General features: G+C 56.5%; 14 protein-coding genes. 11 read left to right on the plus strand and 3 right to left on the minus strand.

All coding sequences use genetic code 11. The features are described from left to right. Positions 1-73: 73 nt before the first annotated feature. Complete coding sequence (locus tag QEN58_RS02245) at positions 74-1,648, minus strand: peptide ABC transporter substrate-binding protein (RefSeq protein WP_280105558.1); 1,575 nt, start codon at positions 1,646-1,648, stop codon at positions 74-76. Positions 1,649-1,891: 243 nt separating this feature from the next. On the opposite strand from QEN58_RS02245, the gene prfB reads away from it, so the two are divergent. From prfB to rimI, 7 genes are all read left to right on the plus strand, one after another. Next, a protein-coding gene (gene prfB, locus QEN58_RS02250) for a peptide chain release factor 2 (protein ID WP_341870833.1) occupies positions 1,892-2,990 on the plus strand; the annotation gives its coding sequence in 2 pieces (ribosomal slippage) (positions 1,892-1,966 and positions 1,968-2,990; 1,098 coding nt in all). A gap of 34 nt (positions 2,991-3,024) precedes the next feature. Continuing rightward, complete coding sequence (lysS, locus tag QEN58_RS02255) at positions 3,025-4,536, plus strand: lysine--tRNA ligase (RefSeq protein WP_280105559.1); 1,512 nt, start codon at positions 3,025-3,027, stop codon at positions 4,534-4,536. An 84-nt stretch (positions 4,537-4,620) separates the two neighbouring features. Next, a complete protein-coding gene (locus tag QEN58_RS02260; protein WP_022520220.1) occupies positions 4,621-5,007 on the plus strand; it encodes a hypothetical protein in 387 nt (128 codons plus the stop codon). A gap of 254 nt (positions 5,008-5,261) precedes the next feature. Further along, positions 5,262-6,665: an MFS transporter gene (locus QEN58_RS02265; RefSeq protein ID WP_280105560.1), complete on the plus strand. Its 1,404-nt coding sequence runs from the start codon at positions 5,262-5,264 to the stop codon at positions 6,663-6,665. A 43-nt stretch (positions 6,666-6,708) separates the two neighbouring features. Then, complete coding sequence (locus QEN58_RS02270) at positions 6,709-7,017, plus strand: BolA family protein (protein WP_280105561.1); 309 nt, start codon at positions 6,709-6,711, stop codon at positions 7,015-7,017. After that, entirely contained in the window at positions 7,014-7,919 is a 906-nt protein-coding gene (locus tag QEN58_RS02275; RefSeq protein ID WP_280105562.1) for a hypothetical protein, read from the plus strand. Before QEN58_RS02270 ends, QEN58_RS02275 begins: the two co-directional genes overlap by 4 nt. Next, on the plus strand, positions 7,909-8,352 hold the full coding sequence (gene rimI / locus QEN58_RS02280; RefSeq protein ID WP_280105563.1) for a ribosomal protein S18-alanine N-acetyltransferase: 444 nt from the start codon (positions 7,909-7,911) through the stop codon (positions 8,350-8,352). The genes QEN58_RS02275 and rimI overlap by 11 nt, the downstream gene beginning before the upstream one ends. Before the next feature lie 15 nt (positions 8,353-8,367). Here rimI and zapB read toward each other — a convergent pair whose 3' ends face one another. Next, positions 8,368-8,562 carry a cell division protein ZapB gene (gene zapB, locus QEN58_RS02285; RefSeq protein ID WP_133730983.1) on the minus strand — a complete coding sequence of 65 codons (195 nt, stop codon included), beginning with the start codon at positions 8,560-8,562 and terminating at the stop codon, positions 8,368-8,370. Between the two features lie 135 nt (positions 8,563-8,697). Next, positions 8,698-9,318 carry a 16S rRNA (guanine(966)-N(2))-methyltransferase RsmD gene (gene rsmD / locus QEN58_RS02290; protein ID WP_280105564.1) on the minus strand — a complete coding sequence of 207 codons (621 nt, stop codon included), beginning with the start codon at positions 9,316-9,318 and terminating at the stop codon, positions 8,698-8,700. Positions 9,319-9,408: 90 nt separating this feature from the next. Between rsmD and ftsY the strand changes: the two genes are divergently transcribed. The 4 genes from ftsY (at position 9,409) to rpoH (ending at position 13,464) form a co-directional block, all read left to right on the plus strand. Beyond that, positions 9,409-10,704, plus strand: coding sequence for a signal recognition particle-docking protein FtsY (gene ftsY / locus QEN58_RS02295; protein WP_280105565.1), 1,296 nt, complete (start codon positions 9,409-9,411; stop codon positions 10,702-10,704). Next, complete coding sequence (gene ftsE, locus QEN58_RS02300) at positions 10,701-11,369, plus strand: cell division ATP-binding protein FtsE (protein WP_071695259.1); 669 nt, start codon at positions 10,701-10,703, stop codon at positions 11,367-11,369. Before ftsY ends, ftsE begins: the two co-directional genes overlap by 4 nt. Further along, positions 11,366-12,415, plus strand: a complete 1,050-nt coding sequence (ftsX, locus tag QEN58_RS02305; protein ID WP_280105566.1) for a permease-like cell division protein FtsX — start codon at positions 11,366-11,368, stop codon at positions 12,413-12,415. Before ftsE ends, ftsX begins: the two co-directional genes overlap by 4 nt. Before the next feature lie 182 nt (positions 12,416-12,597). Then, positions 12,598-13,464 carry an RNA polymerase sigma factor RpoH gene (gene rpoH, locus QEN58_RS02310; RefSeq protein WP_280105567.1) on the plus strand — a complete coding sequence of 289 codons (867 nt, stop codon included), beginning with the start codon at positions 12,598-12,600 and terminating at the stop codon, positions 13,462-13,464. The last annotated feature ends 48 nt before the right edge of the window (positions 13,465-13,512 follow it).

Consider the following 13,512-nt stretch of genomic DNA (forward strand, 5'->3'; position numbering starts at 1 on the left):
CTCGCTCCTCGGGCTAACAGCCCGAGGATGTAACGGCGATATGGCGTAGTTAAGGGCAACGCATTGAAGGGTATTAACGATCAAAGCTAATCCAGCGTGAACGATGGATATCTTCGATATTGGTTTCCCAGCCGACGAGATCGGGGCTGACCAGGTTGCGCGATACATAGTAATAAATGGGCAATGTAGCGCTATCTTCTAATGCGATAGTTTCCGCTTCGGCCATTAGTTCGGCGCGCTCATCTAGATCCTGGGTATTCGCCGCTTCGCTCATTAACGCATCAAATTCAGGCGAGCTATAGGCGCCGTAGTTATTCGATACATTGCTTTCCAATAGGCTTAAAAAGTTTTGCGCGTCATTGTAGTCACCAATCCAGCCTGCGCGAGCAACGTCGAAATCGCCTTGACGGATATCGGCGTAATGAACGGCCACCTCGGCGTTATAAAGCTCAACTTCAATGCCCAGAGGTTTCCACATGGCGGCCACAGCAATAGCGACTTTGCGGTGATCCTCGCTGGTGTTATAGCGCAGCATGAGTTCTAACGGGTTATCCGGACCGTAGCCTGCCTCTTTCAGCAACTCACGGGCACGTTCTAGCCGCTCATCCTGAGAAAGATCGGCGAAGTCGACGCTGGGAGCCTGATAATGGCTGACATTCGGAGGTACAAAACTATAAGCAGGCACTTCGCCTGTGCCGAGTATTTGGTCGGTAATCACTTCGCGTCTAACCGCTAGGCTAAGCGCTTCACGGACACGCGGGTCAGCAGTCGCATGGCCATCACGGGCATTAAACGCGTAGTAGTAGATGCCTAGATAGGGCGCTACTTGAACCGCTTCCGGCAGGTTCTCCTGCAGCCATTTATACTGCTGGGTGGGGAATTCACGGGCGATATCAATCTCTCCCGCGCGGAAACGATTGAGCGCTGTGTTGCGCTCTTCAATAGGGAAGTAAACAATTTCGTCCAGCGCTACCTCGTCAGCGTCGTGAAAGTTGGGGTTGCGCGTTGCCGTGATACGCGTCTGCGACTGCCAGTCTTCTAGCTGGAAAGCACCGTTGGAGACCATATTGTCCGGTCCAGACCACTCATTGCCGTATTCTTCCACTATGTGGCGTGGCAGCGGGTAGGCGGTGTAATGAGAAAGTTGATCTAAAAAGTAAGGCGTTGAGCGCTCTAGCGTAATCTGCAGCGTGGTCGCGTCGATGGCTTTTACACCCAGCTCGCTGGTCTCTACTTCGCCAGCATAGGCAGCTTCGGCATTTTTAATCGGGTAAAGCAGGTAGGCGTAATTAGCAGCGGTGGCGGGGTCCAAAATACGCTGAAACGCAAACACAAAGTCATCGGCGGTCACTGGCTCTCCGTCTGACCATTTAGCGTCGCTTCTCAACGTGAAGGTGTATACGGTACCGTCATCGGAGATTTCCCAAGACTCTGCAACGCCGGGGATACGCGACCCATCGGCTGCTTCAGTGACAAGGCCTTCAAAAAGGTCGCCCACTACATCGTTTTCCCAGGTGCCACTAATTTTATGCGGATCTAGAGAGGCTGGTTCACCCATAATCGCTAAGCGCAGTGTGTCCGCTTGGAGCGGTGCGGCGAAGCTTAGGGCCAACGTCATTGAGCCCATGAGAACGCGAGTTTTTAGCATTTTGATCCCTCCATAATTATTTTAATACGATTGTTTGACTGCTTGAGTGCTAGTTAATTACTAGCATCGGTGAAAAGCAGGCGTCTATAAGAAATTAAACATGCAGCTATGCACAATTTCGATACTGGGGACGTTACGCGGGGCAGGCCTGCATGGTTGTTGGCAGCCAAGTTGGTTACACTATGCGCTTTTCTGATCGATACACCTCTGTACGATCCGAGTAGACCAAGCTAGGGCGATCCCATGTTGGAAACCAATCCGATTCACAACCAGCTCAAGGACCTGTCTGAGCGGACAGACGTTCTTAGGGGGTATCTTTGACTATGCCGAGAAGAAAGATCGGCTAGAAGAGGTCACCCGCGAACTGGAAGACCCCAATGTCTGGAACGATCCAGACTACGCGCAGAAGTTAGGCAAAGAGCGCGCCTCCCTCGAAGCCATAGTGGCGACCATTGATGACCTTGAACAGGGCCTTGGCGATAGCCGGGATCTGCTAGAACTGGCTGAAATGGAAGAGGATGAAGGCACCGTCGAAGAAGTGTGCAAAGAGCTGGACAGCATGCAGGCGGCGTTAGAAAAGCTAGAATTTCGGCGTATGTTCTCCGGTGAAATGGATCAGAACAACGCCTACCTGGAAATTCAGTCCGGCTCTGGTGGCACCGAAGCCCAGGATTGGGCCAATATTTTACTGCGCATGTACCTGCGCTGGGCGGAGAGCCACGGCTTCAAAGCCGATATCACCGAAATCTCTGCGGGCGAAGTGGCGGGCATTAAGTCGGCCACCGTGCATATCCAGGGCGATTACGCCTTCGGCTGGCTGCGTACCGAAACCGGCGTTCATCGGCTAGTACGTAAGAGCCCGTTTGATTCCGGTGGCCGTCGGCATACCTCCTTTGCCTCGGTATTTCTGTCCCCGGAAATTGACGACAGTTTCGAGGTAGAGATTAATCCCTCGGACTTGCGCGTTGATACCTACCGCTCTAGCGGTGCGGGCGGTCAGCACGTTAACACCACCGATTCGGCCGTGCGGATTACCCACGAGCCGACCGGTATCGTGGTGGCCTGCCAGGGGCAGCGCAGCCAGCACGCCAACCGCGATTTTGCCATGAAGCAGTTGAAAGCGCGGTTGTGGGAACACGAGATGCAAAAGCGCAACGCTGCCAAGCAGGAGGCCGAGGACTCCAAGGCTGACATCGGCTGGGGCAGTCAGATTCGTTCTTACGTGCTGGATGATCAGCGCATCAAGGATTTGCGCACCAGCGTGCAGTCCAGCAACTGCGATAAAGTGCTCGACGGGGATATTGATCAATTTATCGTCGCCAGCTTGAAACAAGGTTTGTAATCTTTTTAGCGTTTGAACATGAACAGGGTGCCCAATGGCTAACCAAGACGCGTCTCCTGCAGACAACGAAAACCACCTGATCGCCGAGCGCCGTGCCAAGTTGACTGCTCGCCGTGAGCGCGCCGCTGAGCAGGGAAAGAGTGCGTTTCCCAATGATTTTCGCCGCGACAGCTTAACCGTCGAGCTGCAAAATGCCTTTGGCGATAAAGACAAGGCCGAGCTAGAAGCGCTGGATCACCACGCCGCGGTGGCCGGTCGTGTGATGCGTCAACGTGGACCCTTCATCGTCATTCAGGACGTGGCCGGGCAAATCCAGCTCTACGTTGATAAAAAAGGCCTGCCCGCCGACGTGCTGGAAGACGTTAAAAGCTGGGATATCGGTGACATCGTCGCCGCCCACGGGCCGGTGCATAAATCCGGCAAGGGCGATCTGTATGTGATGATGAAAGAGGCGCAGCTGCTCACCAAGAGCCTGCGCCCACTGCCGGATAAGTTTCACGGTCTCACCGATATGGAAGCCCGCTATCGCCAGCGCTACGTGGATCTGATCATGAATCCGCAGTCGCGCAAGGTGTTTGAAACCCGTGCAGCGGTCATCAGCTCCATGCGCCGCTTCTTTGAAGCGCGCGGTTTTATGGAAGTAGAGACGCCGATGCTCCAGCCGATCCCCGGTGGTGCGGCGGCGCGCCCCTTCATTACCCACCACAATGCGCTGGATATCGACATGTATCTGCGTATTGCGCCGGAGCTTTATCTCAAACGCTTGGTGGTAGGCGGCTTTGAAAAAGTGTTCGAGATTAACCGTAACTTCCGCAACGAAGGTTTATCCACGCGCCACAACCCAGAATTCACCATGGTGGAGTTCTACTGGGCGTACGCGGACTACCGCGACCTGCTCGATATGACCGAAGCCATGCTGCGCACCGCCGCTGAAGAAGTGCTCGGTAGCGCCATCATCGAGTATCAGGGCGCCAGCTACGATTTCGGTAAGCCGTTTACCCGTTTGACGCTGCGTCAGGCGATTCTTGATCATGGTGACGGCATCGCCGACAGCGATTTGGATTCTCTGGAAGCGGCGCGGGCAACTGCAGAGAAACTCGGCATTAAGGTCAAAGAGAGCTGGGGCCTGGGTAAGGTGCAAACGGAAATATTTGAAGAGGTTGCTGAGCATAAGCTCGACCAGCCGACCTTTATCACCGAATACCCGGCTGAAGTGAGTCCGCTGGCGCGGCGTAATGACGCTAATCCGTTCGTCACTGACCGCTTTGAGTTCTTTGTGGGTGGGCGCGAAATTGCCAACGGCTTCTCGGAGCTCAACGACGCTGAAGACCAGGCTGAGCGCTTCCGTGCCCAGTCAGCGGAAAAAGATGCCGGTGACCTGGAAGCGATGTATTACGACGCGGATTACGTGCGTGCATTGGAGTACGGCATGCCCCCCACCGCTGGCGAAGGCATCGGCATCGACCGCCTGGTAATGCTTTTCACCGATAGCGCCTCGATTCGCGATGTCCTGCTGTTCCCGGCGATGCGCCCCGAAGTGGACTAACACGCTAAGATAGCGGATGAAAAGTTGGTAAGGGCGCGTTATAGCGCCCATAATGGTCAACGTTTCGACGGCGAGGAGAATCCCATGAAACTGCTTAACCGCTCCGCACTGAGCGTCAGGCCGACCCAGCCCTTTGTGGACTGGATCAACGCGCTGGAACCCACCATGGGAGACGACGACCTGACCCTGGACGACGTCGAACGTGAAAGTACCATTTACCTGATTCCAGAGATGGATACCCCGGAAGCGCTGGAAACGTTTGTGCGCGACCGCTACGTGGAAATTCTCGAGACTGAGCTGCGCGCTTGGGAAGAGGACGAACGTCAGTGGCCGGACAAGTTGGACTGGGCATTGTTCCAGGAATTTGTGCGCGTCGAGCACAGCTACCTGGCCATTGATCTGGACGACGAAACGGCGCTAGAGATTTCAGAAGTCGATGATGCACTACTACTCGATAGCGAGCAGGACTAGCCGTTAGCGTGCTAGTATTTAGGCAAGCCTAGTACTAAGTAAGACCAGTATTACGTAAGCCCAGTGTTTGCCTGCGCGTTTGGCTGGTAACAGCTAGATAGCACACTGTTAAGTAGCGTATTTCGAAACCGGCTTAGGCCGGTTTCATCGTTTTTAACGCTGTGTCTTTAGAAGCAGTGGCTTTTAAAGCAGTGTCCTTGATCGTTTCGCGTTGGCCGTTTCGTTGAATATCTCTCCTGCCTAGGAACGCTTGCATGCGACTGTTTGAAACCCGCCCCGGCGACGATGGCCTGCCTGGGCCTGAACGTGCCCTTGCCGTGCTGGCGCTGGTGACCGGCACCTTGATGGCGGTGGTCGACACCACCATGATCAATCTGGCGCTGCCCACTATCGCCGCTGATTTGAATGTTTCGGCGTCCCGAGCGGTATGGATTACCAACCTGTTTCAGGTCGTTTGCGCGGCTTTTTTGCTCGTATTTGCGGGCATTAGTGAGTTAATCACACGACGCAGGCTTTACCTGTTTGGGTTGGCCACCTTTGTTGCTGCCGCACTGGGGGCAGCGCTATCGCGTAATTTAGAAACGTTGCTGGTGTTCCGTGCCTTTCAGGGGCTAGGCGCCGCGGCCACGCTATCGATTGGTCCATCGCTCTATCGCGCCATTTTCCCCTCGCGCCTATTGGGCAGCGCCCTGGGCTTAAGTGCCTTGGTGGTGGCCGGTGGCTACGCGGCAGGACCCACGCTAAGCGGTGTGATCCTATCCTTTGCCGACTGGCCCTGGCTGTTTGCGCTGAATGTGCCGCTGGGTCTCTGTTCGCTATGGCTCGCCAAGCGTGCACTGCCCCGGGAAGAGTCGCGCAAAGGTAGTTTTGATGTCGCTGGGGCGCTGCTCTCAATCGTTATGCTGGCCAGCTTCTTTATTGCCATGGACGCCTTAAGCCACGCCGCGCCGATTTGGCAAAGCGGTGGCTGGGCGCTGTTGGCGGTATTGGCCTGCGTCGGGTTTGTCGCGCGTCAGCGTCGCGCACCTTATCCGCTGCTGCCGCTTAGCGTATTTGCTGAAAAGCGCTTTACGCTAGCGGTATCTGCCTCTGGGCTTGCCTTTATTGGTCAAGGGCTTACCTTTGTAGCGCTGTCGTTTTTCTACCAGGAGCAGATGGGCTTTTCGCCACTGGAAACCGCTTGGCTGTTCACCCCCTGGCCGCTGGCCATTATGTTGGTTGGCCCCATCGCCGGACGCTTGGCTGACCGTATTAACCCCAGTATTCTCTCTAGCAGTGGGCTCGGCCTCCTTATCATTGGCTTGGTTGCGCTGGCGCTAGTCGATGAATCGACCGGGGTCGCGGGAAGTCTTTGGCGCACCGCGCTATGCGGCATTGGTTTTGGCTTGTTCCAGCCGCCCAACAATCGCGAAATGATGGGCAGTTTGCCGCCGGAGCGCAGTTCCAACGTTTCTGGCGTCATGAGCACCACGCGTACCGTGGGGCAGTCGTTTGGCGTAGCCCTAGTCGGTGCTGCGCTGGCGCTAGGCTGGCCAGTTCAAGTAACGCTCTGGCTGGGGGCGGCGACCACGCTGCTGGCACTCTTGGCAAGTGTGGCGCGTATGCCGCTGGCAAGGCGCGCGTTACACGCCCGCCGGGCATCGTCGGCAGGCCAGTAAGCGCGTACAATAAAACGGTTTGTGATCTCTCAAGGAGAACCTTATGACGCTGCAGACACAGATTGAGCAGAAGTTAGCGGCACTCGCGCCGGACGTGCTGCAGGTTGAGAACGAAAGCCACATGCACAACGTGCCCGCTAACTCTGAGACCCACTTCAAAGTGACGCTAGTGAGTGACACCTTCGACGGTATGATGCCGGTGAAGCGTCACCAGCAAATTTATGCGCTGTTGGCCGATGAGCTATCTGGCCCGGTGCACGCCTTAGCGCTGCATCTTTATACGTCCAGCGAATGGCAGGCGCGGGGCGGTGAACGCCCGAATTCCCCCAACTGTCGTGGCGGCGGGAAGTGAACCAGGAAGTTACTCGGCGCCATTATCTGGACGCCATGGGGATTACCGCGTGGGCCGCTAAATACCAGCTGCCTAATGCGCTGCCTACCGAGGCCTGCGAGTGGGAGGATTCGGCGCCCGCTCCTACACCACCTCGCGAGCGGCTGCAGGCGTTGCTGGACGACGCCCCTGCGCCCAGGCGTCAAACGTCCAAACCTCAAGCGCCGGAACTTCAATCTTCCGACCCACAGGCTTCTGGCGAAACCATTGCCTCACCCTCGGCGGTGCGGGCTCTGCTGGGCCAAGACAAGCAACGTCAGGACAAGCCGGGTCATAAGAAGCCAGCGCTTGCCAGCCCGGATGCGTCAACGCCTGGCGTGGAAGCGGCGCCATCCACGCCAGCCAAACCCCTTAAGTTCGAGCTCTCATGTGTCTGTCTTGAGGGCCGCTGGATGGTACTGCAGGCAGGCAAGATGAGTCCCCTTGAGCAGCAGCTGCTGGCTAACCTGTTACAGGCCGCGGGCATTCAGCGGGGAGCATTGCCTGAAGCGAGCCACTTCATCTGGCCGCAAATGGCCAATGCCTTTGCCGTGGAGGACCCGCTGGATGAAGCCCGCGAGGGCTTAGCGGCATTTATTGCCGGAAGCGCGAGCCGACGGGGATGGCAGTTAGAGCGATTACTGTGGTGGGGTGAGTTGAAAGTCGAGCCCGATACCAACTCAGGCGATGAGCAAGCGCCGTTGGATCGCATACTCAACGTGGCTGAAGGTCAAAGCCAAACGCTTTCGCTGCCCTTATGGCAGGGCCCACCACTTGAGTCGCTCCTCGACGGCAGCCAGAGTAAGCGCGACCTCTGGCCAGCGTTGCAGGCGCTAGGTCAGCTGTGGGTGGCCGACGCTAAGCAGATAACTGATGATCACTGAACTCAGCGTTGAGCACCTGGCCCTGCTGATTGCGCTTGAGCGACAGGCGCAAAGTGGCACTTCTGATACGCAAATGCTTGCAGCGTTGGGTAGCCAGGACACTTGCGTGTTGGGCTGGTGGCAGGATGAGCAACTGTTAGGGTACGCCATTTTAGCGCGACTGCCGTTTGAGGCGGAGCTGCAAGCCATTGGGGTTTTACCCGAGCGTCGTCAAAATGGCGCGGGTCTGGCGTTGATGGAAGCGGTGTTTACTACTGCGCAAGGCTGGTCCAGCGAGCGACTGCTGCTAGAGGTGCGAATGGGTAATCTTAGTGCTATCCGGCTCTACCAGCGCTGCGGGTTTAGTGAAGACGGGCGGCGCAAAGGCTACTACCCAGCGGCCAAAGGGGCCACTGGGCGAGAAGACGCGCTACTCATGTCGCAGGTGCTCTAAGTAGCGCAAAGCTAGTTACGAAGCGCTAGTTGTTTCGAGGCTGTCAAACTTGCTGAGTAGACTGTTGAGGCGACGCTCCCACTCTTCGCGCTCCTCTTTCAGCTTGGCGTTTTCGCCGCGCAACTCTTCATTTTCCAACTTCATCATTTCCAGTGCATCAACGGTATCGGTGACTTTCTGTTCAAGCTGATTAAATAATTCCAGACTCATGTATCTCTCCCTGGTGTAAAAACGAAAACCCATGATAGGTCATAAAAAAAGCACCCAAATAAACAAGCGCAAGGCTTGTCAGTAGATACGAATGAGGCGAGCGTAACGCCACCGCCGCGTGGCGGCAAGCGCTGTTTAAGGTGCTTGACGTTGATAGAGCCGTGCAGTGCTTTCGCCCGCCTGGGTTTCGCGGTGCAATAGCCAGTTGGTGGGCACCTTGGGAGCGAGCGACGTCTCGGTTTCCAGGTAAATCATTGCCTCGTTATCAAGCCAGCCGCTATTTTCCAGCGCCGTACAACACGGCGCGGCCAATTGCTGATGGAAGGGCGGGTCGAGAAAGACCAGCGTATAGGGCTTGGCTGGGCACGTCAGGTAGGCTTGAACGTCGTTAACATGCACCGCGCTTGCGGTAATGTTGAGCGATGCCAGATTGGTCGACAGCTGCTCCGCTACTCGCGGGTTGCGCTCGACAAAATCGACCCAGGCCGCGCCGCGAGACACGGCTTCAATGCCCAGCGCGCCGGTACCTGCGAATAGGTCGAGTACCTGTTGCCCGTAAAGCTGTTGGCCGAGCCAGTTGAACAGCGTTTCACGCACGCGGTCTGGGGTTGGACGCAAGCCAGGGCTATCCAATATCGGCAACTGACGGCGGCGGAACTCACCGCCGATAATGCGCAGTTTGCCAGGTTGTTGAACGCCACGCCGAGTAGATGCAAGGCGGGGAGCAGAAGATTTAGGGGGGCGTTTTCGTGTCATGAAACGGATTGTAGCGGGCTGTTTATCCAAAGTCTTGGATTACGGTGTTAGCATAACCTTAATGTCCACTATTTATGTCGGGTAACACTCATGTTTGGTTTTTTTAAACGCAAGAATAAGCAAGATCCGCAACAAGCGCCTCAAGACAAGCAGGCGCAGGAGGAGCCGTTAAAGGAGCAGCCTCCAGAACAAGCCGATGAGCTGGACATTGCGACGCCCGAGACTTCCACTGACGTTGTTACTGACATTGTTGAAGAGACCTCAATAGCGACGGAAACTTTGCCAGAGCCAGAGCCAGAGCCAGAGCCAGAGCCAGAGCCAGAGCCAGAGCCAGAGCCAGAGCCAGAGCCAGAGCCAGAGCCAGAGCCAGAGCCAGAGCCAGAGCCAGAGTTGACGCCCGCGCCCGCCTTGCAAGAGAAACCGGTGGCCACCAAAAGTGACCAGAAAGGCTGGTTTGCGCGTATAAAGTCAGGCCTGGGGAAAACCCGCGCCAATTTAACCGACGGCATCGCCGACCTTTTTTTAGGTAAAAAACAGATCGATGACGAACTGCTGGAAGATCTGGAAACGCAGCTGTTAATGGCCGACGTGGGCATTGACGCGACGACCGAGATTATTGGCCGCCTGGAAGCGCGCGTCTCGCGCAAAGAGTTGAACAACCCCGAAGCGCTCTACCGTGGCCTGCAAGAAGAATTGTCCACCATGCTGGCGCCGGTCGCTAAGCCGCTTGTGCTTGAGAAGGCGGGCAAGGGGCCGTTTGTCATTTTAGTGGTAGGCGTTAACGGCGTGGGTAAAACCACCACCATCGGTAAGCTCACCCAGCGTTTTCAGCGCGAAGGCAAAAGCGTTATGTTGGCGGCCGGTGACACCTTCCGTGCCGCCGCCGTCGAACAGCTCAAAGTCTGGGGCGAGCGCAACAAGGTGCCAGTGATCGCCCAGCACACCGGCGCGGACAGTGCCTCGGTGATTTATGACGCGGTAGCAGCCGCTACCGCGCGCGGTGTCGATGTGTTGATCGCCGATACCGCCGGTCGACTGCATAACAAAAGCCACCTGATGGAAGAGCTGAAAAAAGTCCACCGGGTGATGCAGAAGCTAGATGACACCGCCCCCCATGAAGTAATGCTGGTGCTGGATGCGGGCACCGGGCAAAACGCTATTTCCCAGGCCAGCACCTTTAATGATGCCGTGCCGGTCAGCGGAATCACGCTAACAAAGCTGGATGGCACCGCCAAAGGCGGGATTATTTTCGCGCTGGCCAAACAGCTGGAAACGCCGATTCGCTTTATTGGCGTGGGGGAGGGCATCGACGATCTGCGCCCATTCGAGGCCAATGATTTTGTCCAAGCGCTGTTTGACCGCCAAGAGGACGATGCCAGCGCATGATCGCTTTTGAGCATGTGGGAAAACGCTACGGCGGGCGCTTTGAGGCGCTGGCGCATCTTAACTTTCGCGTTGCCCGGGGCGAGATGGTGTTTCTTACCGGCCACTCCGGGGCGGGGAAAAGCTCGTTACTACGCCTAGTGATGCGCCTAGAGAAACCTAGCCGTGGGCGCGTCGTTGTGGCAGGGCACGACATTGCCCAGCTGCATGCCAGCCAAGTGCCATTCTATCGGCGCCAAATTGGCGTGGTTTTCCAGGATCATCAGCTGCTCTTTGATCGCAGCATTTTTCACAATGTCTCTCTACCGCTGGAGATTCAAGGGGTTGAGCCTCGGGAAGCCGCCCGCCGAGTACGTGCCGCGTTAGATAAAGTGGGGCTGCTGCATCGTGAAAAGGCGTTGCCCATAGAACTCTCCGGCGGCGAGCAGCAGCGGGTAGGCATTGCCCGGGCGGTGGTTAATAAGCCCGCGCTGCTGCTTGCTGATGAACCGACGGGCAACCTGGATCCCCAACTCTCGGCGGATATCATGGCGCTGTTTGAGGACTTTAATCGGATTGGTACCACGGTGATGATCGCCAGCCACGATTTGGCCCTGATTGCCCGTCTGCGCCACCGCATCCTGCGCTTAAGCGACGGCAGGCTGGTCGCCGATGAGGGGGCGGTATGAAGTCATCAACGACACCCAAGCGTCGTCAGGGTGCGGCATTAAAAACGCCGCGCAAAGCCGCTGTTAAACCAGCGGTTGAGAAAGCCCGAGTCCCACAACGGGGCGCCAGATCACAGCAGACGCGCTTTTCCAGCCGTCTGCGGGCATGGGGTCGCCATCACCGCAGCATGGCGTGGGATAGCTTTCAGCGCTTGATACGCTATCCGCTGGGTAATCTCCTGACCATGCTGGCGATCGCTATTGCACTGGTACTGCCTGCGGCGCTGTGGCTAACCCTGGACAGCGCGCGGTTGTTGGATGCAGAGCTTGATGAGAGCGCCACCCTAACGGTCTACCTGGAGTTGAGCGCCGATGATGCCCAGTCGCTGCGTATCGAAGAGGCGGTCAACGCGGAACCGGACGTGCTCGAAACCCAACTGATCAGCGCCGAGCAGGGGATGGCGGAGTTCCAGCAGTCGCTGGGGCTAGATGATGCCTTGGCAGGGCTGGAGAGTAACCCGCTGCCTATCAGCATGGTGGTGCGCCCGGAAAGCGTTGACCCGGTTGCCATGCAGCAGTTGGCCGCCCGCCTTGAAGCGCTCACTGGGGTTGATGAGGTGCGCCTTGACCTGGCCTGGGTGGAGCGGCTGCGAAACCTGGCGGAACTAGGCCGACGTGTGGCGCTGGCGCTGGGTGCGCTGTTTGGTTTAGGCGTGCTGCTGGTGGTCGGCAATACTATTCGCCTCTCGGTGGAGAGTCGCCGCCGGGAAATTGAAGTCGTGATGCTCATTGGCGCTACGCATGCCTTTGTGCGACGGCCTTTTCTTTATAGCGGCGCTTGGTACGGTTTTGGCGGTGGGCTGTTGGCGCTGGCTTTGTTAGGCCTGGGCAATCACTGGCTTTCCCTGCCGGTAGCCGCTCTGGCGGCCAGTTACGGAGCGAGTTTCTCTTTGCCCCAACTTGACGTGACAGGCTCTACAATTCTGCTATCTTGCAGTACACTACTAGGTTGGTTGGGTGCCTGGTTGGCGGTGACTCGTCATCTCTCAAGCATTCGGCCACGATAATTGATAGATTTTAGGCAGTTAATGCGATACGGCTGGTGATGCTTAACCTGCGAACTTTATGCTGGCGTTAGGGTCTTAGTTTCGCAGACTTTTTATGACTGAATTAGTATCACGGTTTTGTAATAGGTTATTGATAACGTGCTACGTCAACCACGATGGGTTACAGGGGAGACCACCTGCACATGAGCACTAGTCTTCTACCGGTGGGGCAGCTTTCGCCCGGCGGCGATCTGGGCGGTTATATCCGCGCGGTCAATGGAATTTCGGTATTAACAGCCGATGAAGAGCGCGAACTCGCTTATCGTCTCTATGATGAAGGTGATCTGGAAGCCGCTCGTCGTTTGGTACTGTCGCATTTGCGCTTTGTGGTGCATATCGCGCGAAGCTATTCGGGCTATGGGTTGCCTCAAGCGGATCTGATTCAAGAGGGTAACGTTGGCTTGATGAAAGCCGTCAAGCGCTTCGATCCGAACCAGGGCGTGCGTCTGGTTTCGTTTGCCGTGCATTGGATTAAAGCGGAAATCCACGAATTTGTGCTGCGCAACTGGCGGATCGTTAAAATCGCCACGACCAAAGCCCAGCGTAAGCTGTTCTTTAATCTGCGCGGTGCCAAGAAGCGTTTGGCATGGTTGAATAACGACGAAGTGGCCGCCATCGCCAAGGATCTCGACGTTAAACCTGAGATTGTGCGCGATATGGAAGGGCGCTTGTCGTCTTACGATGCAGGCTATGATGCCCCGGCAGGCGATGATGAAGAGAGCACCTATCAAGCTCCGGTGCACTTCCTGGATGATTCCGCGTCCGACCCTGCCACGCAACTGGAAGATAGCAACTTCGAGGAAGACTCGACGCGTCGTTTACAGCTTGCCCTTGAAGGGCTGGATGAGCGCTCGCGGGATATTCTCCAGCGCCGCTGGCTGGCCGATAGCAAAGAGACGCTGCATGATCTGGCCGATGTTTACGGGGTCAGCGCGGAGCGTATTCGCCAGCTGGAAAAAAATGCCATGAAAAAGCTACGTCAGAAAATGGGCGAGGCAATGGTGGCTTAACGTCCCTTGCTAGCTTAAAGCAGTATCAAGGTAGCGTTTGTCGCTATT

It is taken from the genome of Halomonas alkaliantarctica, assembly GCF_029854215.1.
Taxonomy (GTDB): domain Bacteria; phylum Pseudomonadota; class Gammaproteobacteria; order Pseudomonadales; family Halomonadaceae; genus Vreelandella; species Vreelandella alkaliantarctica_A.